Source organism: Reichenbachiella sp. (genome assembly GCF_039944555.1).
GTDB lineage: Bacteria > Bacteroidota > Bacteroidia > Cytophagales > Cyclobacteriaceae > Reichenbachiella.
The window spans coordinates 393682-415918 of the sequence record NZ_JBDUYN010000016.1; the positions used below are offsets into that span (position 1 = coordinate 393682).

Genomic DNA, 22237 nt, shown 5'->3' on the forward strand with positions numbered 1-22237 from the left:
GTCAATTATTGGCCTGCCTTTTTTTTATATCCGATTGTATAAATCTATTAATCTTTGATCTTTTTCATTTTTGCGGATATCGACAATTTTATCCTCAACACCTGCCAAGTCGGACATTAATACCAAAGCCTGAAATGCTGAGAATCGCGCCATATAATTTGAATGGTTTCTGGCAACATTCTCAAGCTGCCCCACAGCCGAGACTTTATATTTGGTCGGAGCTTCAAGTAGTTTTTCTGCATATGCTTGAATGAAGAAGAATAATGTATTGCCATCTAATCCTTCAATTCTGTCCTTAAACCACTGATACGACTCTTCACTTTCTTGTTGATTGTAGTAATTGGCTAATGTGACAATAATGTTTAAATCAGTTTCAGATTTTTGATCATCCAAAAATTGATTAGGCAGCTCTTCCTCATTCCTCGTGAATTGGGCAATGGCAGAAGAAACTACCAAGTATGATGAGTCGTTGAGAGCTTTGTCGAAATTGCTTCGATACTTTTCAAAACCGTCCCTACCCAAATAGGCAATTACATAACTTCTGACATGAGAGCTAGAATCTTTCAATAGATCGATCACATGGGGTTCGTATTTCTTTAGCTTAACTTCTTCGTTAATCAAGTACTCCACCGCATATTGGCGAACCATGTCAAATGGGTCCCGAAATGCTTTTAGCAATACCTGATCGATCAACTTTTTATCTTTAAAGGCATACAAGCTATCCATGGTTTCAATGCGACTGACCAAACTCCTATCCTTTACAAACTGCGCATAATATTCCTGCTCTGATTTTGGGTGATCAATTTCGGCTAGTAATTGTCGGCCGCTATCAAAAATGACCGCATCTGGCTTTTCATTCATTGGAAACTGATAGGTCTCATAAGCATCTTTGATAACTACAGGATAACTGAATAATTTGTCTCCTTTCCAAATATCAATAAACACTGGTAAGCGAAAGATTGGTACTTCATCCTCTGTCTGAATTTGAGATACATTGAGCGTTAGCGTGTCATTTTCATACTTGTGTCTCACCTCCAATTCAGGATGTCCCGCAAAGAAATACCACTGATCAAAAAACCAATTGAGATCCTCTCCTGTTACACTTTCAAAAGCCAGACGTAGCTGGGCTATCTCAACTGAGTTGTACGCGTTATCTTGTAAATATTTTCTTAATCCAGAGAAGAAAGCTTCATCACCCAAATAATTTCGTAACATGTGAAGCACAGCTGCCCCTTTGTTGTAAGAGTGTGCATCGAACATGTCGTCTTTATCTTTATAGAAGTAACGAATCAGGTTTTTTTGTTCTTCAGCAGCTTCTGAAAAATAGGCCTCTTGTTCGATCAAAAATACATAATCAGCCTTGTCCTGGCCATACTTATACTGATTCCATAGATATTCAGAGTAACTCGCAAAGCCCTCATTCAAGGTTAAATTTGACCAAGACTCACAGGTCACCAAATCACCAAACCACTGATGCATTAATTCATGTGCTATGATATCGTCCCAGTTTTCATCTATTAAATATCGATCGGTAACATTAAGTGCTTCATAGAATAGTGAGGCAGACGTATTTTCCATTGCGCCAGAAACATAGTCTCTCACCACTATCTGATCGTATTTTTTCCATGGGTATCGGTAATCCAATAAATCAGAAAAGAAAGTCATCATTTCGGGTGTATGACCAAAAATGTTTTTCGCATATTGACCATAGCCCTTTTCCATCCAATAAGCTAATGGCACATTGTTCCATTGGTCCTTTACAACTTCAAATTCTCCAACTGCCATCATAAATAAATAAGGTGCGTGTGGCTGGTCCATCACCCAAACATCTGTTCTCCTACCGTCCGCTTCTTGAACTTGCTCAACTAGAAGCCCGTTGGAAAGCGTTTTAAAATGGTTTTGTACCGTGATTCTCATCTTCTGGGTAGAACGCTCATTGGGTATGTCGATAGTTGGAAACCAACCTGAGCTTGCCTCAGTCTCTCCTTGGGTCCAAATCTGTTGTGGCTTATTGGGATCTAAGCCATCAGCGTTTATAAAATACAAACCTCTGTTTTCTTCGATAGCTTCACTTCCTTTTACATCTCTTTCGTATGGTTTAGCCGTATAGGCTATCACTACCTGAACGGTGTCTTTTCTAGTAAATACTTGATCGAATGGTATCTTAATTTCCAAGCCGTCATAATCGTACATTACTGTTTCACCTTTTATCACGATGGATTTGATTTCCATGCCTTTAGCGTCCAGAACCAGCAGTTCTTGTTCGTAGAAGAATGGTGTGAGGTCTAGTGTAGCCTGACCATACAGATATCTTTTTTTCCAATCAAAAGACAGGGCTAAGTCTGTATGTAACAAGTCCCAGGTTCGAGCTTCAGATCCTTTATAGGTCATTAATTCGCGGGACACCGCTGCTCCTGCAGGATTTGACTGAGCATGACCTGATAGTCCAGATGAAACTAGAAGCCCCAGAATTAAAGAAAGAGTTTTGATATTATTCATGCTGTACGATTAATCATTCGATTCGTCCAAAAATTAAAAAGCATTTCAAATTTATATTTTCATTTTTGGCGCCCCAAGATAAACTTTATTAGTCTTTTGGTTTGCTCAATTATGACTATTTTCGCCAGTTAAATTTCCATTTTCCATGAGCGACTATAACAAATTAAACAATATTACCGGTTGGATCATTTTTATTCTGGCCACCACAGTCTATGCCCTGACCGTAGAGCCAACTGCGAGTTTTTGGGATTGCGGTGAATTCATTGCCGTATCATATAAACTTGAAGTACCCCACCCACCAGGAGCACCCTTCTTTCTGCTTCTTGGACGTTTATTCTCCTTTCTGGCGATGGGAGATGTGGAGCAAGTGGCCTATTGGATCAATATGCTCAGTGTGGTCAGTAGTGGGTTTACTGTTTTATTCCTGTTTTGGTCTATTACACACCTTGCTAAAAAATTAGTAGCTCCAGGTACTGAATATACTAACCTTGTAGTCATTGGAAGTGGACTAATCGGTGCGTTGGCCTATACCTTTTCAGATTCATTTTGGTTTTCTGCAGTGGAAGCCGAGGTATACGGCATGTCATCTTTTTTCACAGCCTTTGTAGTTTGGGCAATCTTAAAATGGGAGAATATTAAGGACCCTTCTGATGAGAACAGATGGATGATCCTGATCGCATATATGGTAGGTTTATCTATCGGAGTTCACTTATTGAATTTAGTAACGGTGCCAGCATTAGCTCTGATCTACTACTTTAAGAAAAGAGAAAAAGTAAGTACTAGAGGAATTATTACGACTATGATTGCCAGTGGTGCAATCGTAATGATCATAATGGAAGGGGTTATCCCTGGACTACCAAGCTTTGCGGGAAAAATGGAAATTTTCTTTGTCAACAATCTTGGTTTACCTTTTGGTTCTGGAATAGTATTTTTTATAGCTCTGTTTTTAGGCAGTTTAATCTATGGCATTTACTACTCGATCCGTACAAGCAATGCGACACTGAACACCATATTGGTAAGTTTTGCTTTTATAGTAATTGGCTATTCGTCATACTCTATTGTATTGATTAGATCAAATTATAATCCTCCAATTGATGAAAATAATCCGGAAGATGTATTGAGCTATGTTTCCTATTTGAAAAGAGAGCAATATGGTAGTCGACCTCTCTTACATGGACAGCTATTCACCGCAGATATAGTGGATCAAAAAAAAGGAGCTCCAGTATATACCAAGGGTGAAGAAGAATACGAAATCTCTGATTACAAATTAGAATATGTGTACGATCCAGATCATACGACCATTCTACCAAGAGCGTACAGTAATCAACCTGGTCATGTGCAACGCTATCGCGAAATTTTAGGATTAAAAAATGGCGAAAAACCGAGCTTTGGTGACAACCTTGAATATATGTTCAAGCATCAGATTGGTACCATGTACTTCCGATACTTTATGTGGAATTTTGCTGGTCGTGCTTCTGACATCCAAGGAGCAGATTGGGTAGGACTGAATGATGCATTCGACAAAGTACCGCCAATGCTTGAAGAAAATAAAGGCAGAAATATTTTTTACATGATTCCTCTTTTACTCGGTATCATTGGGCTCACCTTTCAATATTACAAAGACCCTCGAAATTTTGCATTCGTGGGTATGCTTTTTTTTCTAACGGGAGCAGCCATAGTATTGTACCTCAATTCGCCTCCAACCGAACCGAGGGAACGAGACTATATTTATGCTGGCTCTTACTATGCATTTGCGTTTTGGATTGGGATTGGCTTTGTGGCCATATTCAACGGTTTGTTTGCGATATTGAAAAAAGGAATTCCGGCAGCAGCGATTGCACTGGTGCTTTGCCTCAGTGCTCCAGTCATTATGGCTTCGGAAGGTTGGGATGATCATGATCGCTCCAACAGGTACTTCTCCGTGGACTCGGCTAAGAACTTTCTTGCCTCATGCGCACCGAATGCCATAATCTTCACCGGCGGGGACAATGACACCTTCCCACTTTGGTATGTACAAGAGGTAGAAGGTTTCAGAACAGATGTAAGGGTAATCGTTTTGAGTTACTTCAATACCGATTGGTACATCGCTCAAATGATGCGAGACGCTTATGAGTCCAAACCATTACCCTTTGGTCTTACCCTTGACAATTACAAGCAAGGTGGGCTAAATGATTACCTTCCACTTGTCGAAAGGCAGAATATAAAAGGAGGAACAATGAACGCTGCTCAATTTATCAAGTTGATCAAAGAAGAGCACCCAGCACTTGCAGTCCCAACATCAATCAGCAGTTATAACTCTGTTCCTGCAAAGAAATTCTATCTACCAGTTGATTCTGCTAAAGTGGCAGAAATGGAAATCATTCCAGAACAGTTTCGAAGTTTATTGTCCGATAGAATGACATGGAGCATGAAAGGTCGCGGCTTAGAGAAAAAAGACTTAGCTATTCTGGATTTGATAGTAAATAATAATTGGGAGCGCCCTATTTATTTCAATAATACGTCCGCATCAAGTGTGAATTTTAACTTGAAGGATTATATGGTGCAAGAAGGGAATGCATTCAGGTTGCTTCCGATCAAAAACCCATCTTCGGGTGAGATGTTTGTGGATACGGAAATTATGTTTAACAACATGATCAACAATTTTCATTGGAGGGAGCTAGACAATCCTACAGTTTATTACTCCGAGGATTATAGAAATTTCGTCCTCAATCATAGAGCAAGTTTCAATACATTGATTGAAAACTTGCTGGCGGAAGGAAAGCAAGAAAAGGCGCGTGAAGCAATTCTTAAGTGTTTGGAATTTATGCCAGACCATGTCATCCGTTATGACCATTTTAGTGTACAGCAGATTGGATACCTGATACTCGTAGGTGAGGATGACAAGGCCAAAGAAATGGCCGAACTCATTTCTCAACGTTCGGATGAAATGCTCACTTATCTGTACGAGACTGGAAATTTGGATAGATTCGAACTGCAAAAGAACTTAATTTCACTAAGTGAGCTAGCAAGAACTTTCAGAGGCACAGAGAATCTTGAATTAGCAAAAAAATACGAGGACCTATTCAGGAAGCATTACGACATAGTTCAGTAAAACCAACAAAAGAAAGCGGCTGTCAGATTTAGAAAACTTTAATCTGGCAGCCGTTTCATTTATTCGCTCCTTGCTTCTATTATTATTTTTTCAAAAACTTATAAGCCTCTTTAAATTGTGAAAAGTCATCTTTAACGACTACAAAGTAATAGCCTGAATTGAAACTTTTCACATTGATACGGTACTTGTCACTACCAATATTTTCGGCTTCCACCTTTATTGTGTTACCAATGATACTGTGTAATTCAAAAGAAGTATCTCTTAATGTTGAGTTTTTGATGTTGACAACAATGTAATCAATCGATGGGTTTGGGTAAACTTCTATTTGATTAGAAAGGTCAAGAGAGACATTTTCAAAAGCCAAAGACTCTTCAGTAAAAGTCGAGATGCTGGTGCTATCTTGAGCCCATGCTGATGTTGCTGCAAGCAGCAAGATCATTGATCCTATGACTTTTAATATCTGCATATGGTTTTGTCTCCCAATTCACTGCTCTACAAAATACGCCAATAGCGGACTTATAGTTTCTATGAATATAATTATTTTTTCGTTAAGGATGACAGAATGTTTTCACTTTTCGACAAGCACTGGAGAATTTCTCGACGAATTTGTCTAATCCCGACTTTTTTCCGTTTCATTTTTTTCTCTTGTATTTTGAATTACTTTTCTAATAGCCTTTGGTAACCGGTCAATTAAGTCTGAGGCTATCAAGGATTCTTCTGCTTTTTTTCTTGCAAAAAGATCTCCGGCTAGACCATGTAGGTAAGCACCCAAAATTGCACTCTCAAACCCGCCATACCCTTGTCCTAACAACGCAGCAATAACACCTGTAAGAACGTCACCGCTTCCGCCGGTTGCCATGCCGGGATTTCCGGTCGAATTAAACAGCACTGTTCCATGAGAATTGCAAACGCTGGAGTGGGCACCTTTTAGTAATACTATAACCTTATACTTTTTTGAAAACTCAATTTGCTTTTCCAGTCTCTCATAATCGTTTTCCCAATTTCCTACTAATCTTTTGAATTCGCCCGGATGGGGAGTCAGTACTGAATCTTCAGGAATCATCGTTAGCCAATCTTGATTTTCCGCCAAAATATTTAGCGCATCGGCGTCAATTACCATGGGTTTCGAAAAGCCCTGGAGGATAGATTTTAAAGCCTGTGCTGTCAACTTATTTTTACCAATACCTGGCCCAACCGCGACGACATCATACGAATCCAACTCATTTACTCTAGTGATTAACTGCTTCTCAGGGTCTGCTGAAACTATTGCCTCTGGCAAGCCCGTTTGCAAAATGTGGGATCCACAGCCAGGGGCATGAATGGTCAGGAGCCCTGCTCCTGCTCTGACGCACGCCTTACCTGCCAATAAAGCCGCTCCCATTTTTCCAAATGCCCCAGCTACCAACAGATTTTTTCCAACCTTGCCTTTATGGATAAACTTTCCTCTCGACTTGAGAAAAGAACGAATAAAAGCAGGTGTTGAATAGTAATAATTGGATGGTAAGGACTGAATATATTCTTCTATCAGTCCGATACTTCGTATGATTAGCTCTCCACTATTACATTCATTGTCTGGCAACAAAAGAGATAGCTTAGGCACCTGAAAACTCACTGTATGTGTTACGTTCATGACAGCACCATTCTCGAAATTTTGATCGCAACCTAATCCTGAAGCAATATCCACAGCTACCCGATGTTCACAAGGTTCAGCATTTAGATGATTAATCAAATCGGCGTAACGTCCGGTTACTGGCCTGCTCAGTCCCGAACCAAATATGGCATCAACGATTACTGAGTCTTTGCTCAAAGAAGGGAAATTTCCCTCATTAATTATGGTCTGAGGGATATTGTAATTCTGAATGTAATCAAAGTTAATTTTGAAGTCTCTTGAACCCGCCTCTGGATTACCGATACAAAACAATGAGACTGTATATCCTGCTTCACTTAGCAATCTGCAAATCACTAAACCATCGCCTCCGTTATTTCCTGTCCCACAAAAAACAACCACAGGAAATTCCCTGTCGAAACATTCGGTAAACCAACTTACGAATTCCTCAGAGGCTCTCTCCATCAAATCAATGGAGTGTATTGGCTCATTCTTAATGGTAAACTGATCAGCCTGGCGTATTTGTTCTGCATCCAGAACCTTGAGGCATAAATTGAAATCCATATCCAAAAATCATTGTCTTACTAAAATTAACGAATTTTGGATTGGAAGTTTTTATTATCGATCAACTTCTCCCATCACAAAGTCTAGTGATCCTACAATAGCGATTAAGTCAGCGACCATATATCCTTTAGATATGGCGGGTAAGATTGACAAATTTGAAAAGCTACAGCCTCGAGCTTTACACCGAACTGCGATGTCTGAGCGTCCGTCTGTTCTAAAGAAGAAGCCAAGTTCCCCTTTTGGATTTTCTGCCCTGACATACAAATCCTGAGCTTTAGGCCTAATTTTCTTTGGGACCATTTCTCTTGGATCAAAGTCGCGAGTTCTTTTAAGTTCTCCGGTCAATTTTGTTAGACATTGTTCAACAATTCTAACTGATTGCTTCACCTCCTCAACCCTTACCCAAGTACGATCCCAGCAGTCTCCAGTTTGCCCCATAGCTCCAGTGCCTATAGGTACTTCAAAGTCTATTTCCGGATAAACAGAGTAACCATCTACCTTTCGATAATCTAACCGGAGTCCTGACCCTCTCAGAATTGGTCCGGTAACGCCATAGTTAATCGCAAGATTTCTAGGAATTACACCAATATTGGCTGTCCGTTCTATAAAAATCTTATTGTTGACAAGAACATCGTCGAGTTCTTGCAGCTTGGGTTTAAGGTAATTGATAAATTCAAGACATTTTTCCTCGAAGCCTACCGGTAGGTCATAAAATAATCCACCGATCCAAATATAATTGTATAGCATACGGGCACCACTGACCCATTCAAGCAAACGAAGAATATGTTCGCGATCGCGCATTACCCACAAGAAAGGAGTAAATGCACCTATATCTAACCCATAGGTACCAATTGCCACAAAATGAGACGCAATCCTATTGAGTTCAGCTACCAATACTCGTATGTATTCTACTCTCTTTGGGATTTTATCTTCGATACCCAGCATGCGTTCCACCCCCATTGCATAAGCGTGTTCAGAGTTCATGGCCCCCACATAGTCCATCCTGTCGACGAAGGGAATTACGCCATTCATAGCTACTGACTCTGCATGCTTTTCGAAGCACCGATGTAGGTATCCCAAATGCGGTACTACATCAACTACGATTTCACCATCCGTTACTACTTCCAGCCTTAATACACCATGGGTAGATGGATGTTGCGGCCCAATGTTGATGACCATTTCTTCACGAGAGAGATTATCTTCGCTATGCACATTGGGTGCAGACTCGTTAAGATTTTCGGAACGATATTTATATTCTATGGACTGGCTCATATCGGATCCTCCTCCTCTCTTATGGTTTTCATTCCGCGATAGGTTGGTGGTTCTTCGTAATCTTTGCGCATAGGATGTCCTTCCCAGTCGGCTGGCATCAAAATTCTTCTTAAATCGGGATGGCTATTGAAGTGAATACCAAATAGATCATAAGCTTCTCGTTCGTGCCAATCGGCTGTTTTCCAAATATGGCTCACTGTTTCCAATTCTGGTTTTTCCCGTGAAATTGTGGTTTTCAACATTAGAGAATGCTCCAGAGGAATGGAATAAAGATTATAAATTACTTCCATTGTATTGACGTCTGGTCCATTATCGATAGCGGTCAGGCAGGAAAGCAAGTCAAAGTAGCTTTGCTCATTATCTCTAAGCAACTCACAAGCAGGGGCAATTTGAGCGGAAGTAATTACAATTGCTTTTGGTGTGGAATTTTCATCAATAGCTAAAACGGTTCCAGTAGCCATTTTCGAATCGATTAATTCTTTCAGTTCCTCTACACTCATGATGCACTCTGTTTGTCTAAGATTTCTTTGAAGCCTTCCGGAGCAACTAAAGTTTCATTTTCAATTTTTTCTCGAAGTTTGATTATTCCGCCAATGAGCGCTTCAGGCCGAGGTGGGCAACCCGGAACATATACATTGACTGGTATGATTTTATCCACCCCCTTTACTACATGATAACCATGCTCCCAATATGGACCACCGCAATTTGCACAGCTCCCCATTGAAATTACATATCGTGGTTCAGCCATTTGCTCGTATAGGCGTCTTACCCGATCTGCCATTTTGTAGGTCACAGTACCTGCGACAATCATTACGTCGGACATTCTGGGGCTAGCTCGAGGTACAACGCCAAACCTGTCCAGGTCATATCCTGAAGCCATACTTCCCATCATCTCAATCGCACAACATGCCAACCCAAATCCCATGGGCCAAATGCTCGACATTCGAGCCCAATTAGTGAGATCCTCCAGATTGCTGACTACGACTCCACCATTGTTGAATTGTTGATCAAGAAGGCCTTTCATATGTTTGACTAAAAGTTCAAAATTAAATATTAACTGTACTTTGAATTCAATTGCTCATAAAGGACATCCGGGACTTTTGAGCTAGTGTCTTTTGCATCCACTTTAGGTTTTTCCCATTCGAGATAGCCTTTACCCCAGACATATACTAGCCCAAGTGCCAGAATCAAAATAAATAGTCCCATTTCAACCATCGCTAGCATACCCCAACTTCCGGCGGTTTCAGCATTCAATTGCTCATTGCCAAAAACTATGGCCCAAGGAAATAGAAATAGTAATTCGGTTTCGAATAACACAAAAACGAGGGCTACAACATAAAATCGAATATTGAACTTACCCCAAGCTGTACCAGTGGGATCCTCTCCACATTCATATGTGGTCAGTTTTTCATCATTGGGTCTGTTTGGTCTGAGCAAACGGCTTATAACCAGTGGCCCAATAATAGCCACTAAACCACCAACAGCAAAAAGAAGCAATATTTGATAATTGGTCAATTCCATAGTCTAAAGTTACCACAAACAAAAAAACCTCGCCATAAGACGAGGTTTATAATTTCTATATCTAGCGTCTTGCAATATCACATACCCCAATTCCAACAACAAAAAGAATTTGTTGGTGTCGAATTTAGGGTCTGGATGTTGTAAGTTCTAATGTTCATTCCGATTTAAGAAATAGACGCTAAAAGGGCATTTAGTGTTGCGCTCGGACGCATGGCTTCAGAAGCCAGTTTCTCGCTCGGTTGATAATATCCATCGATATCTACTGATGCTCCTTGTGCAGCCAATAGTTCTTCATTGATTTTATCTTCGTTAGCGGCTAGGGCCTTAGACACTTCAGTAAATTTCGCTTTCAAATCAGCATCTTTGTCTTGCGCTGCCAAAGCCTCTGCCCAATAAGTCATCAAATAGAAATGACTTCCTCGATTGTCTATTTCATTCACTTTTCTAGACGGTGACTTACCCAGATCAAGAAATTTGCCAGTTGCTTCATCTAACGCATCTGCCAATACCTGTGCTTTTGCATTGTTGGTTGATTGGCTCAAATGCTCCAGAGAAACTGCAAGTGCCAGGAATTCGCCTAAAGAATCCCATCTTAAGTGACCTTCCTCGTTGAATTGCTGAACGTGCTTAGGAGCGGATCCTCCAGCACCGGTCTCAAACAACCCTCCTCCATTCATCAAAGGAACAATTGAAAGCATTTTAGCACTTGTGCCTAATTCCAGAATCGGAAACAGATCTGTCAAATAATCTCTGAGTACATTTCCGGTTACAGAAATGGTGTCTTTGCCTTCCTTGATTCTCTCTAAAGAATATTTGGTAGCCTCTACTGGTGACTTAATCAACAACTCCAATCCAGAAGTATCGTGATCCCCGAGGTACCTGTTCACTTTCGAAATCAACTGAGCATCATGTGCTCTATTTTCATCCAGCCAGAAGACTGCTGGGTTGCCTGTAGCTTTAGCTCTGGACACTGCCAATTTTACCCAATCTTGTATCGGAGCATCTTTTACCTGGCACATTCTGAAAATATCTCCTTCGTTCACAGGTTGCTCGATCAATACATTTCCAGAAGCATCAGTTACTTTTACCACACCAGCTCCAGACATTTGAAAGGTTTTGTCGTGCGAGCCATATTCTTCTGCCTTCTGCGCCATAAGACCTACGTTTGGCACACTACCCATAGTAGTTGGGTCAAAAGCACCATTTTTCTTACAGAAGTCGATTGTTTCTTGATAAACACCAGCATAGCTTCTATCTGGTATTACCGCCTTGGTGTCTTGCTGATTACCAGCAGCGTTCCACATCTGACCAGACGTACGAATCATGGCCGGCATGGATGCGTCAATGATTACATCACTCGGTACATGAAGATTGGTGATGCCCTTATCAGAATTGACCATTGCCAAGTCAGGTCTGTTTTTATAAACTTCTTCGATCGTGGATTTTACTTCGGCTTCTTTTGCGTGACCGGCAATTTTCGCATAAACATCTCCAATACCATTGGTAGCGGTAACGCCGAGTTCGGCAAATAAGTCTTCATACTTTTCAAAGACCTCCTTATAGAAGACTTCCACTGCAGCTCCAAAAATAATTGGATCGGAAACTTTCATCATGGTAGCTTTCATGTGCAATGAAAATAAAACATCACTGGCTTTTGCATCTTCAATTTCCTTCGCGATGAATGATTTTAATGCCGCCATGTTCATCACTGAGGCGTCTATGATCTCACCTGCCACTAATGACGTTTTTTCCTTCAATACTTGCGTAGAACCATCCGCTCCAACAAATTCAATCTTCACATCTGTTGCATCAGCCACAGTTAATGATTTTTCACCTCCATAAAAATCACCTGATGGCATGCTGGCAACATGAGACTTAGAATCCGAAGCCCATGCGCCCATTGAATGAGAATTTTTCTTTGCAAAGTTCTTTACCGCTTTAGGTGCCCTTCGATCTGAATTTCCTTCTCTCAGTACGGGGTTCACTGCACTACCCAATACTTTGGCGTAAGCTGCTTTTATTTTCTTCTCCTCGTCGTTTTTCGGATCGGCCGGATAATTCGGTAGCTTGTATCCTTTGGCCTGAAGTTCTTTGATCGCTGCTTGTAGCTGCGGAATAGAGGCACTGATATTCGGCAATTTGATGATGTTTGCTTCAGGTGTTTTCGCTAGATCACCCAACTCAGACAGAGCGTCCCCGATCTTCTGATCGTCTGTCAGATAATCTGAAAGATTTGCTATAATTCTACCTGCCAGGGAGATGTCTCTGGTCTCTACTTCAACTCCTGCTGCTTTTGTAAATGCCTGTACAATAGGCAAAAACGAATAAGTGGCTAATGCCGGCGCTTCGTCCGTTTTAGTGTAAATGATCTTAGCTGTTTGTGCCATTTTTCTTTTCCTTCAATTAATAAATACCCAACATAATTTTGCTAATGATTCAGTCCGAAGACTGGCAGGGTCAGGAGTCTTAGATTGCCCGGATCGGAGACTCGATTGCTTAAGGGAGCGAATTTAGTAAATGTTTGCAGAATGGGGTATGGATTAGGTAGTTAATAGCTGTAATGCATGATATTTAGTGTGAGTGGTATTTTTAGAAAGGCGATCTGGAGGCATTTGGTGTGATTAGGGAACGGAATAGCTCAGTACAGTGCCATCCAATATTAGACCATGAAGAAATGATGACGAATGGTATTGAGTTTAGCCCATCTCGGCGGTTACTACATTTTCGCTTTTCTCCCTCAAGTCCTTTAATGCCTTCTCCGTCTTATAGCCAATTTTGCCTGTATATAAATCAATAGCACAGTGCAATATGATGGGCAACCATATACTATTTGTAAAATAATATATGGTTGTAAATAGCAGTCCAAGGATGAAGGTAGTTAGAATATTTCGCTTTCCCGTCCCCATATGTGTCACGGCGAATATGATATTAGTTAGGATAAATGCACTTAGCAAGTTCGTTTCATTCAGCAGAAAGCTAAATACAAACCACCGAAAAATAATTTCTTCACAAATTCCAGCACTCAGAGATAATGAATAGAACCAGTTCAATTCTTGTTTGGTTTTCGGAAGGTAATGATAACCATCAATCATTTGGTCTTTGACATCATTTGGGTTTTCAATTGTGAGTCTAGATTGAACAATTAGCAATCCGACAACAACAAGGGTTAAAGCAAATATTATTATTCCAATTGTATTTATAGTTGGAAAGAAATTAAGTTTAAGTTTATCGTCAAGAAATAGGTTGGCTATAATAAATATAGTCAACACCCAAAAAATAATAATAAGCTGCCGATAGTCAACCAACCTATACTTTCCGTCAGCTTTTATTCTTTGATTTGTCTTTTTATGCGTTAAAGCAATAAATGCTGGGTAAATAATTCCGATGACTGTAACTAAAGTATAAGTAGAAATCATTCTAAGTTCTTTTTCGTAACCACTAACGACCCAAGTAAGCTCAATCTCTGTAAGCACATCTGGTTCTTCATCTTCGAGATAGCTTCTCTTACACTGAAAATGGCAGATAACTAAGTCCGCTTATTATGCTTATTATGCTTATTTTGTTAAGCACTTTTTTTACTCTTAATTAGTGAAATTTCAATGCTATTTCTTACGAAATTCTAAAATTCCTGCAATTGGAAGGCTTATTATTAGTCCCTTAAAATCAAAGAGGAATTCGATTCTAATCGTTTATTTTAGATATTTCTTCTCAATTTTACTCGATTCATGCGGTGGGATGATTCTACAAGAAAGCACTAAATAGTTGGGGAAACACACAATACAGATGCATGTGAGTTGGGTGCATTCAATTATTAATAACTCTCTTTATCACTTGGGAACTCCTTGGCTTTTACATCCTTGATGTAACCTTGCACAGCTTCTGTCATTACTTGACTGAGATCAGCGTACTGACGCAAAAATCTAGGTTGGAACTCCTGAGTAATGCCGAGCATATCATGCGTAACGAGTACTTGTCCATCTACATCCGAGCCAGCGCCTATGCCAATTATTGGAATGCTAACAGTCTCCGCGACCTTCTTCGCCAACTTACCAGGAATTTTCTCTAATACTATAGCGTAGCAGCCACTTTCTTCCAACAGCTTGGCGTCGGAAATTAACTTTTCTGCTTCTGCCTCTTCCCTTGCTCTAACTGTATAAGTTCCAAATTTATAAATAGATTGAGGCGTTAGCCCCAAATGTCCCATTACGGGTACACCAGCACTAAGAATTCTTAAGATGCTTTCCTGAATTTCCGACCCGCCTTCTAGTTTCACTGAGTGGGCACCAGATTCTTTCATGATTCTAATTGCCGACTTCAAGGCCTGTGTGGAGTTTCCTTGGTAACTACCAAATGGCAAATCTACTACCACAAATGCTCTTTTTATCGCCCTAACCACACCTTGTGCATGATAGATCATTTGATCCAAGGTGATAGGAAGCGTTGTTTCATTACCTGCCATGACGTTCGAAGCAGAATCTCCAACCAGTAGGACGTCGATCCCAGCCTGATCTAAAATACGAGCCATAGAAAAATCATAAGCAGTCAGCATGGAGATTTTCTCTCCACGATTTTTCATTTCCTGGAGTTGGTGGGTAGTTACTCGTTTGATATTGGACTTATGAACGGACATAATTGGGTGTTTTGGTTTGAAGTGCTTCGGTGTTTTAGTTGCGGCACAAGTTTAACGCTAGAAGCACTAAACACAAAATACTCCTAATAAATTAGTTCCTCCACTTGATATTACATCCCATACTTGGATGTTGTTCCGTATCAACAGGAAGATCTTCTAATAGGTTAGCCAAGGCCTGATGCAAATCTTCGCCCGTGACAGGGACACCATTACCTGGTGTAGATCCATCCATTCTACCGCGATAGACACATTTATCTTCGCTATCGAATACATAAAAGTCTGGCGTACAAGCCGCCTGATAGGCCTTTGCTATATCTTGAGATTCGTCGTACAGATAAGGGAAAGAAAATCTGTAATTCTCTGCATGAACTTTCATCAATTCGGGAGAGTCATCTGGATAGTTATCAACGTCGTTAGAACTAATAGCTACGAAACCAATTCCTTTAGCCTGAAACTTATCAGCTAATTCCACCACCTTCTCTTGCACATGAATTACATAAGGGCAATGATTGCAAATGAACATAACAACTGTTCCTTTATGAGATTTGACATCTGCGTAGCTTTTTACATTTCCAGAAACTGTGTCGGGTAGCGAGAATGCCGGAGCAGAAGTACCCAAAGGCATCATCGTAGATTCGGTTTTGGCCATGGTTCAATGAAATATTGAATTAATGGATTTATAGATAATGAAAAATGAATAATTAGGCCAGCCTGAAATATTCATTTTTCACTACTCATTTTTCGTTGTTTAGCAGAATTCGTCGAATACTTGTACCAAGTGATCCGCGATCATTTCGGCGCTTCGCCCTTCAATATGATGTCTTTCTACAAAGTGGGCCAACTCGCCATCTTTGAATAAAGCAATAGAAGGCGATGACGGAGGATATGGCAAAGTAAATTCTCTTGCTCTTTGAACAGCCTCTGCATCTACACCAGCAAATACTGTGGCTAAATGTGACGGCTTCTTATCGCTATTGGCTACGGCCATTTTCACACCTGGACGAGCTGCTCCCGCTGCACATCCACACACTGAATTAATTACTAGCAAAGTAGTACCACTGTGGTCAGTCAAATGTTTCTCCACAGCATCTGCAGTTTTTAATTCATCGAAACCCACGGAAGTTAAATCTTCTCGCATTGGGGCTACTAATTCTTCTGGATACATAATTGTGTGTATTTAATATTTTAATTCTATTCTAAATAAAGTCGACAGTCCATAGACGACAGTTGATCAACGAAAGTTTCTTACATGAAACCCAATTCTAATTTGGCTGCTTCGGACATCATATCAGTTTCATACGGAGGATCAAAAGTCACCTCCACATCCACTTTTCCTACTTCTTCGATCTCTTCAATTCTTTGCTTGATTTCGTCCGGAATTGCCTCTGCTGAAGGACAAGCCGGAGAGGTCAGTGTCATCAGAACATAAACATTGTTTACAGGAAAAACGTTTATTTCATAAATCAATCCAAGTTCATAGACGTCAACAGGGATTTCGGGGTCATAGACCGTTTTAATTGCGTCTAGTACTTTTTCTTTTAGCTCCTTTTCTGCCATAACATTATTGATTAATTTTTGCCTTCATGGCCAGCGCATATATCTGCATTTGTTTGATCATCGCTGCAAAACCATTGGAACGTTGAGTGCCTATGAAACGATTCATGCCAATCTTTTCATGAAAGAACAAATCTGCGTTTAGAATATCGTCAGGCGTTTGATTAGACAATATTCGAACCAGCAAACTGACCAGACCTTTAGTAATTGCTGTATTACTATCGGCCTGATATACCACCTTGTCGTCTTGCATTTCTGCATGTAGCCATACTTTGGACTGGCAGCCTTTGACTATATTCTGATCCGTTTGATATTGAGTTGGCAGTTCTGGCAACTTAGCACCAAGCTCCATGACATAGCCGATGGTCATCTCCATGTCGCCATCAAGCATGCCAAAATCTTCAATTATTTCGTCCTGTATGGAACTGATTGTAGCCATATCCTATTTGAACATTTTGACAACCGCCTTTAGCGAATCGACAAAATATTTGATTTCTTCTTTTGTATTGTAAACGGAGAAAGATGCTCTTACTGTTCCTTCGATATTGAAAAATTCCATCAAGGGCTGTGCACAATGATGGCCTGTTCGGACTGCAATACCACGAGCATCTAAGAGTTGACCCAAGTCAAAGGGGTGAACACGGTCTATCAAAAATGAAATAACACTTGCCTTCTCATCTGCAGTTCCAATTGGGGTAAATCCTTCTACTTCCTTTAAAAGTTCATTCGCATAAGCCATCAATTCGTCTTCGTGACGAGCAATATTTTCTTGCCCCAGTTCCTCAACAAAGTCTATGGCTGACTTAAAGGCAATGACCTCACCAATATTAGGCGTGCCTGCCTCAAATTTGTAAGGAATGTCATTGAATGTGGTCCCAGAGAAGCTCACATCTTTAATCATCTCTCCTCCTCCTTGATAGGGAGGCATTGCTTCAAGCAAAGCGCGTTTGCCGTACAAAGCACCTACTCCTGTTGGGCCATATACCTTGTGTGCTGAAAAAGCCAGAAAATCGCAATCCAGAGCTTTGACGTCCATTTTGACATGAGGGGCCGCTTGTGCAGCATCTATCAACACTTTTGCTCCAAACTTGTGCGCTTCGGAAATGATTTCTTTTACTGGATTGATTGTGCCCAATGCGTTGGAGATATAATTGACAGCAACCAATTTGGTTTTATCTGATAATAATTTGACATATCCGTCAAACACCAACTCCCCTTTTTCATTTACCGGTATGACTTTGAGCACGGCACCTTTTTCTTCACAAAGAATTTGCCATGGCACAATGTTGGAATGATGCTCAAGGCCAGACACAATGATTTCATCTCCTTCATTAATGAATTTTCTACCAAATGTTGCTGCGACCAGGTTGATACCTTCAGTCGTTCCCTTGGTAAATATGATTTCTTCTACCTCATTGGCATTTAGAAATTTAGCCACGGTTTTACGAGTCTCCTCAAAGGCGGAGGTTGCTCTTTCGGCCAGTGTATGGATACCTCTATGGATGTTCGAATTGTCCGTATTGTAGTAATGGGTCAGCGCATCTATTACGCACTTTGGTTTTTGAGAAGTGGCAGCATTGTCAAAATACACCAAAGGCTTTCCATTCACTTCCTGATGAAGAATGGGAAACTGCTTTCTTATTTCCTGAATATCAATTGCGGTATCCACCATATTTTCTAAACGTTCAATCTTGCTATTACTTTGTCAGTAATTTCCATTTTCAACCATCCTAAGTTCACTTTTTCGATCACTTCGGCTACATTGGCCAGTAGAATCATTGACTTGGCCTTTTCTTTGTCAATCCCACGGGCTCTCAGATAAAATATGGCCTCCTCGTCAAGCTGACCAGTAGTACAGCCATGTGAACACTTAACATCGTCTGCCCAAATTTCCAGTTGAGGCTTAGTATTCACTACGGCTTTGTCTGATAAAAGGATGTTGCCGTTAGATTGAAAGGCGTTCGTTTTTTGTGCTTCTTGCTGCACATAAATTTTTCCATTGAAAACCCCTCTGGACTCATCGTCCATAACTCCCTTATAGAGCTCATTGCTGTTGCAATTTGGTTTTCTGTGATCAACGGTAGTATGATTGTCCACATGAGTCTTACCCTTGGTCAGATACAAACCAAACATGTTGCTTTCGCACCCTTCTCCATCTACTTCTATGTGCAGATTGTTTCTGACTACTTCTCCGTCCAACGTAAATACGTAGGATGAGAAAATACTGTCTCGTTCCTGATATACTCTGGTATTACCAATGTAGACCGCTTTCGATGATTCTTCCTGAATCTTATACAGACTAACCTTGGCATTGGCCTTTACAATATAATTTTTTGACTCATTGATAAAGGTGCTTTCATTTCCGAATGATAAATGAAAATGCACGAAATCTGCCTGGCTGCTCTCGTTGGCCAAGTAGATGTTCTTTACAAAACCGTGATTGGCATTGCCGTCATTCACAGATATGTAATAGCAGATCACCGGTACTGCGACCACTTTGCCTTTGGCAATTTGAGCTACCACGCCGTCGTTGGCATATACGTTGTTCTGAGCGGCAAACGGGTCAGAGTCGTCTTTAAACAACTCATCCAAATCATTTGCTGCTGCATAATCCTTTAGTGATTCAATTTTCAGTTGCTCTTCTGGAGACACCACGACTGAATTATCCGAGTCATACTTTCCATTCACAAAGAAAAGTACATTGGCTCCTTCATGCTTTACCTTAATATCGTTGATCAAATCCTGAGGCACCTGATCGATCCCTGTATATTTCGATAGATCAAACTTACCGCTGATCGCTTTGGTCAGCTTAGTAAACTTATACTCTTCAGCACGTGGACCTGGAAAGCCATTATCTTTCAAGAAGTTGAGGGCTTTTTTGCGATTTTCTCCTAATTGAGGAATGGCACTGCCATTCATATTGGCAATGAATTGCGCTGCCTGATCTACCAGTTCTTGACCAAATATATTTTTATCCAAATCGCTCATAATTAAGCTTCTTCTAATTCTTTGATGATCCAGTCGTATCCTCTTTCTTCCAATTCCATCGCCAATTCTTTCGTTCCTGATTTTACAATTCTGCCGTTGTACAATACATGCACAAAGTCCGGTACGATGTAGTCCAATAATCTCTGGTAGTGTGTTACCACGATAGTGGCATTATCTGCTGATTTCAATGCGTTGACTCCATTGGCCACAATTTTTAATGCATCGATATCCAAGCCAGAGTCAGTTTCATCCAACAAAGCCAATTTTGGCTCTAACATGGCCATTTGGAATATTTCATTTCTTTTCTTTTCTCCTCCTGAAAACCCTTCGTTTAACGAGCGACTTAGCAATGATTGGTCAATTTCAACCAATGCCATTTTTTCTTTCATTCGCTTTAGGAAAGCCACAGCATCAAGTGGTTCCAAACCTTTGTGCTCCCTAATTTGATTCAATGCCGTTTTCATGAAGTTGGTGGTGGTTACACCAGGAATTTCTACGGGATACTGAAAGGCCAAAAAGATACCTTCTCTGGCTCTTTCTTCCGCCGCCAAGTCTAAGAGGTCTTTACCCATATACTCTACGTCACCACCAGTGACTTCGTAGTCATCTCTTCCTGCCAAGACTGAAGCCAAAGTACTCTTACCTGATCCATTAGGGCCCATGATAGCATGCACTTCTCCTGGTTTCACTTCAAGGTCTATACCTTTTAGAATTCCCTTCTCTTCTACTCTTGCCTGTAAATTTTTTATTTTTAGCATTGCTGCAAATTTTATTTCTTATTGAATGTATTAGTAATTGGAAATTATCCGACCGAGCCTTCCAAGGTAAGCGCTAGAAGTTTCTGCGCTTCTACCGCAAACTCCATAGGCAATTGATTCAGTACCTCTTTGGCATAACCATTGACTATCAACGCTACAGCATTTTCTTCATCGATCCCTCGCTGGGTACAATAGAAGATTTGATCCTCACCAATCTTGGAAGTAGTCGCTTCATGTTCTACTTGTGCAGATGAGTTTTCAATATCGATATAAGGAAAGGTATGCGCTCCACACTGATTTCCTACCAATAAAGAATCACATTGAGAATGGTTTCTAGCATTGATGGCACGTTTGGATACCTGTACTTGTCCTCTGTAGCTATTTTGAGAATGTCCTGCGGAAATCCCTTTAGACACAATTCTTGATTTGGTATTCTTACCGAGATGGATCATTTTGGTTCCGGTATCGGCCTGCTGATAATTATTGGTCACAGCAACAGAATAAAACTCTCCGACCGAGTAGTCTCCTTTCAAAATACAGGACGGATACTTCCAGGTCACCGCTGAACCGGTCTCCACTTGCGTCCATGAAATCTTAGAATGATCTCCGGCACATATTCCTCGTTTTGTTACGAAATTATAAATACCACCCTTACCATTTTTATCTCCGGGATACCAGTTTTGAACCGTTGAGTATTTTACCTCGGCATCCTTGTGAGCGATGATTTCTACTACAGCGGCGTGCAATTGGTTTTCGTCGCGCATCGGTGCTGTACACCCTTCCAAATAGCTGACGTAAGAGCCTTCATCAGCCACTATCAGCGTCCTTTCGAATTGTCCGGTGTTGGCCGCATTGATACGAAAGTAAGTTGATAACTCCATCGGGCATCTAACCCCTTTCGGGATATAACAAAAAGACCCATCTGAAAAAACAGCCGAATTGAGAGCTGCATAATAATTATCCGTTTTAGGTACAACAGAGCCGATATATTTTTTTATCAGTTCAGGGTGCTCTTTTACCGCTTCACTAAATGAGCAGAAAATGATTCCAAGTTTCCCCAAAGTATCCTTAAAGGTGGTTGCTACAGATACTGAATCTATAACCGCATCCACAGCTACGCCAGTCAGTCTCTTTTGTTCTGTCAAGGAAATCCCAAGTTTCTCAAACGTTTCGAGCAATTCTGGATCTACATCATCTAAGCTCTCAGGCGTCTTTTTTTGTTTGGGCGCAGAATAATACTTAATAGCCTGATAGTCTACTTTAGGATATTTTACATTCGCCCAATTGGGTTCTTTCATGGCCTGCCATTTGGCAAAAGCATCCAATCTCCAATCCAACAGCCAATCGGGCTCGTTTTTCTTTTTTGAAATGAATCGAACAATGCCCTCATTTAGGCCTACGGGTGCTTCATCAGCTTCTAGGTCTACCGACCAGCCATGTTCGTATTCTTTTGAGGTAAATTCCTCTAATATTTGATCATCTTTACTCATTCGAAAATGGAATAATTTAGATTCATTTTAAATAGGCTCAAAATTACTACGATAAATCGAGGATGTCGATTCAATACTTATAATTTTTTTTTAAAGATGTATAGAGGAAATTTATATACGCCCTATTTATTTTACTTTAGCTGAGCATCTACTAACCACTTTTATGACTCCTCATACCAAAAAGACTCTAATTATCATTTTTATTATCCAAACAATTTGCAATGGATACCATTGTCTTTGGGCTCAAGAAACCAATAATGACTT

The 22237-nt window shown here is 40.5% G+C and carries 19 protein-coding genes; 1 reads left to right on the forward strand and 18 read right to left on the reverse strand.

Translation table 11 applies throughout. The annotated features are described in order from the left end of the window. Positions 1–24: 24 nt before the first annotated feature. Positions 25–2499, reverse strand: coding sequence for a M1 family metallopeptidase (locus tag ABJD64_RS24140; RefSeq protein WP_348181417.1), 2475 nt, complete (start codon positions 2497–2499; stop codon positions 25–27). Positions 2500–2644: 145 nt separating this feature from the next. On the opposite strand from ABJD64_RS24140, the gene ABJD64_RS24145 reads away from it, so the two are divergent. Then, a complete protein-coding gene (locus ABJD64_RS24145) occupies positions 2645–5590 on the forward strand; it encodes a DUF2723 domain-containing protein (RefSeq protein WP_348181418.1) in 2946 nt (981 codons plus the stop codon). Positions 5591–5672: 82 nt separating this feature from the next. Here the strand turns inward: ABJD64_RS24145 and ABJD64_RS24150 are convergent, their stop codons facing one another. The 17 genes from ABJD64_RS24150 to sufB form a co-directional block, all read right to left on the reverse strand. After that, positions 5673–6056 carry a T9SS type A sorting domain-containing protein gene (locus ABJD64_RS24150; RefSeq protein WP_348181419.1) on the reverse strand — a complete coding sequence of 128 codons (384 nt, stop codon included), beginning with the start codon at positions 6054–6056 and terminating at the stop codon, positions 5673–5675. Between the two features lie 144 nt (positions 6057–6200). Next, positions 6201–7760 carry an NAD(P)H-hydrate dehydratase gene (locus ABJD64_RS24155; RefSeq protein WP_348181420.1) on the reverse strand — a complete coding sequence of 520 codons (1560 nt, stop codon included), beginning with the start codon at positions 7758–7760 and terminating at the stop codon, positions 6201–6203. Between the two features lie 54 nt (positions 7761–7814). Next, positions 7815–9032 (reverse strand): NADH-quinone oxidoreductase subunit D, encoded by a 1218-nt coding sequence (locus ABJD64_RS24160; RefSeq protein ID WP_348181421.1) that lies wholly within the window; start codon positions 9030–9032, stop codon positions 7815–7817. After that, complete coding sequence (locus ABJD64_RS24165) at positions 9029–9532, reverse strand: NADH-quinone oxidoreductase subunit C (protein ID WP_348181422.1); 504 nt, start codon at positions 9530–9532, stop codon at positions 9029–9031. Before ABJD64_RS24165 ends, ABJD64_RS24160 begins: the two co-directional genes overlap by 4 nt. Then, the gene (gene nuoB, locus ABJD64_RS24170; RefSeq protein WP_348181423.1) at positions 9529–10056 is read right to left on the reverse strand and encodes an NADH-quinone oxidoreductase subunit NuoB; all 528 of its coding nucleotides are present in this window, start codon (positions 10054–10056) and stop codon (positions 9529–9531) included. The genes ABJD64_RS24165 and nuoB overlap by 4 nt, the downstream gene beginning before the upstream one ends. A 29-nt stretch (positions 10057–10085) precedes the next feature. Next, on the reverse strand, positions 10086–10553 hold the full coding sequence (locus ABJD64_RS24175; protein WP_348181424.1) for an NADH-quinone oxidoreductase subunit A: 468 nt from the start codon (positions 10551–10553) through the stop codon (positions 10086–10088). 164 nt (positions 10554–10717) lie between these two features. Further along, positions 10718–12940, reverse strand: a complete 2223-nt coding sequence (locus tag ABJD64_RS24180) for an NADP-dependent isocitrate dehydrogenase (protein ID WP_348181425.1) — start codon at positions 12938–12940, stop codon at positions 10718–10720. Between the two features lie 309 nt (positions 12941–13249). After that, positions 13250–14026, reverse strand: a complete 777-nt coding sequence (locus ABJD64_RS24185) for a type II CAAX endopeptidase family protein (RefSeq protein ID WP_348181426.1) — start codon at positions 14024–14026, stop codon at positions 13250–13252. A gap of 338 nt (positions 14027–14364) precedes the next feature. Further along, the gene (panB, locus tag ABJD64_RS24190) at positions 14365–15183 is read right to left on the reverse strand and encodes a 3-methyl-2-oxobutanoate hydroxymethyltransferase (protein WP_348181427.1); all 819 of its coding nucleotides are present in this window, start codon (positions 15181–15183) and stop codon (positions 14365–14367) included. Positions 15184–15274: 91 nt separating this feature from the next. Beyond that, positions 15275–15832 carry a thioredoxin family protein gene (locus ABJD64_RS24195; RefSeq protein WP_348181428.1) on the reverse strand — a complete coding sequence of 186 codons (558 nt, stop codon included), beginning with the start codon at positions 15830–15832 and terminating at the stop codon, positions 15275–15277. A 99-nt stretch (positions 15833–15931) separates the two neighbouring features. Next, complete coding sequence (locus tag ABJD64_RS24200; protein ID WP_348181429.1) at positions 15932–16348, reverse strand: BrxA/BrxB family bacilliredoxin; 417 nt, start codon at positions 16346–16348, stop codon at positions 15932–15934. Between the two features lie 80 nt (positions 16349–16428). Next, entirely contained in the window at positions 16429–16740 is a 312-nt protein-coding gene (locus ABJD64_RS24205; protein WP_348181430.1) for an iron-sulfur cluster assembly protein, read from the reverse strand. A gap of 4 nt (positions 16741–16744) precedes the next feature. Further along, positions 16745–17176 (reverse strand): SufE family protein, encoded by a 432-nt coding sequence (locus ABJD64_RS24210; protein WP_348181431.1) that lies wholly within the window; start codon positions 17174–17176, stop codon positions 16745–16747. Between the two features lie 3 nt (positions 17177–17179). After that, entirely contained in the window at positions 17180–18409 is a 1230-nt protein-coding gene (locus ABJD64_RS24215) for a cysteine desulfurase (RefSeq protein ID WP_348181432.1), read from the reverse strand. A gap of 5 nt (positions 18410–18414) precedes the next feature. Further along, positions 18415–19716 carry a Fe-S cluster assembly protein SufD gene (sufD, locus tag ABJD64_RS24220; protein WP_348181433.1) on the reverse strand — a complete coding sequence of 434 codons (1302 nt, stop codon included), beginning with the start codon at positions 19714–19716 and terminating at the stop codon, positions 18415–18417. Between the two features lie 11 nt (positions 19717–19727). Then, entirely contained in the window at positions 19728–20483 is a 756-nt protein-coding gene (sufC, locus tag ABJD64_RS24225; RefSeq protein ID WP_348181434.1) for a Fe-S cluster assembly ATPase SufC, read from the reverse strand. A gap of 44 nt (positions 20484–20527) precedes the next feature. Then, positions 20528–21973, reverse strand: a complete 1446-nt coding sequence (sufB, locus tag ABJD64_RS24230; protein WP_348181435.1) for a Fe-S cluster assembly protein SufB — start codon at positions 21971–21973, stop codon at positions 20528–20530. Positions 21974–22237: the final 264 nt, after the last annotated feature.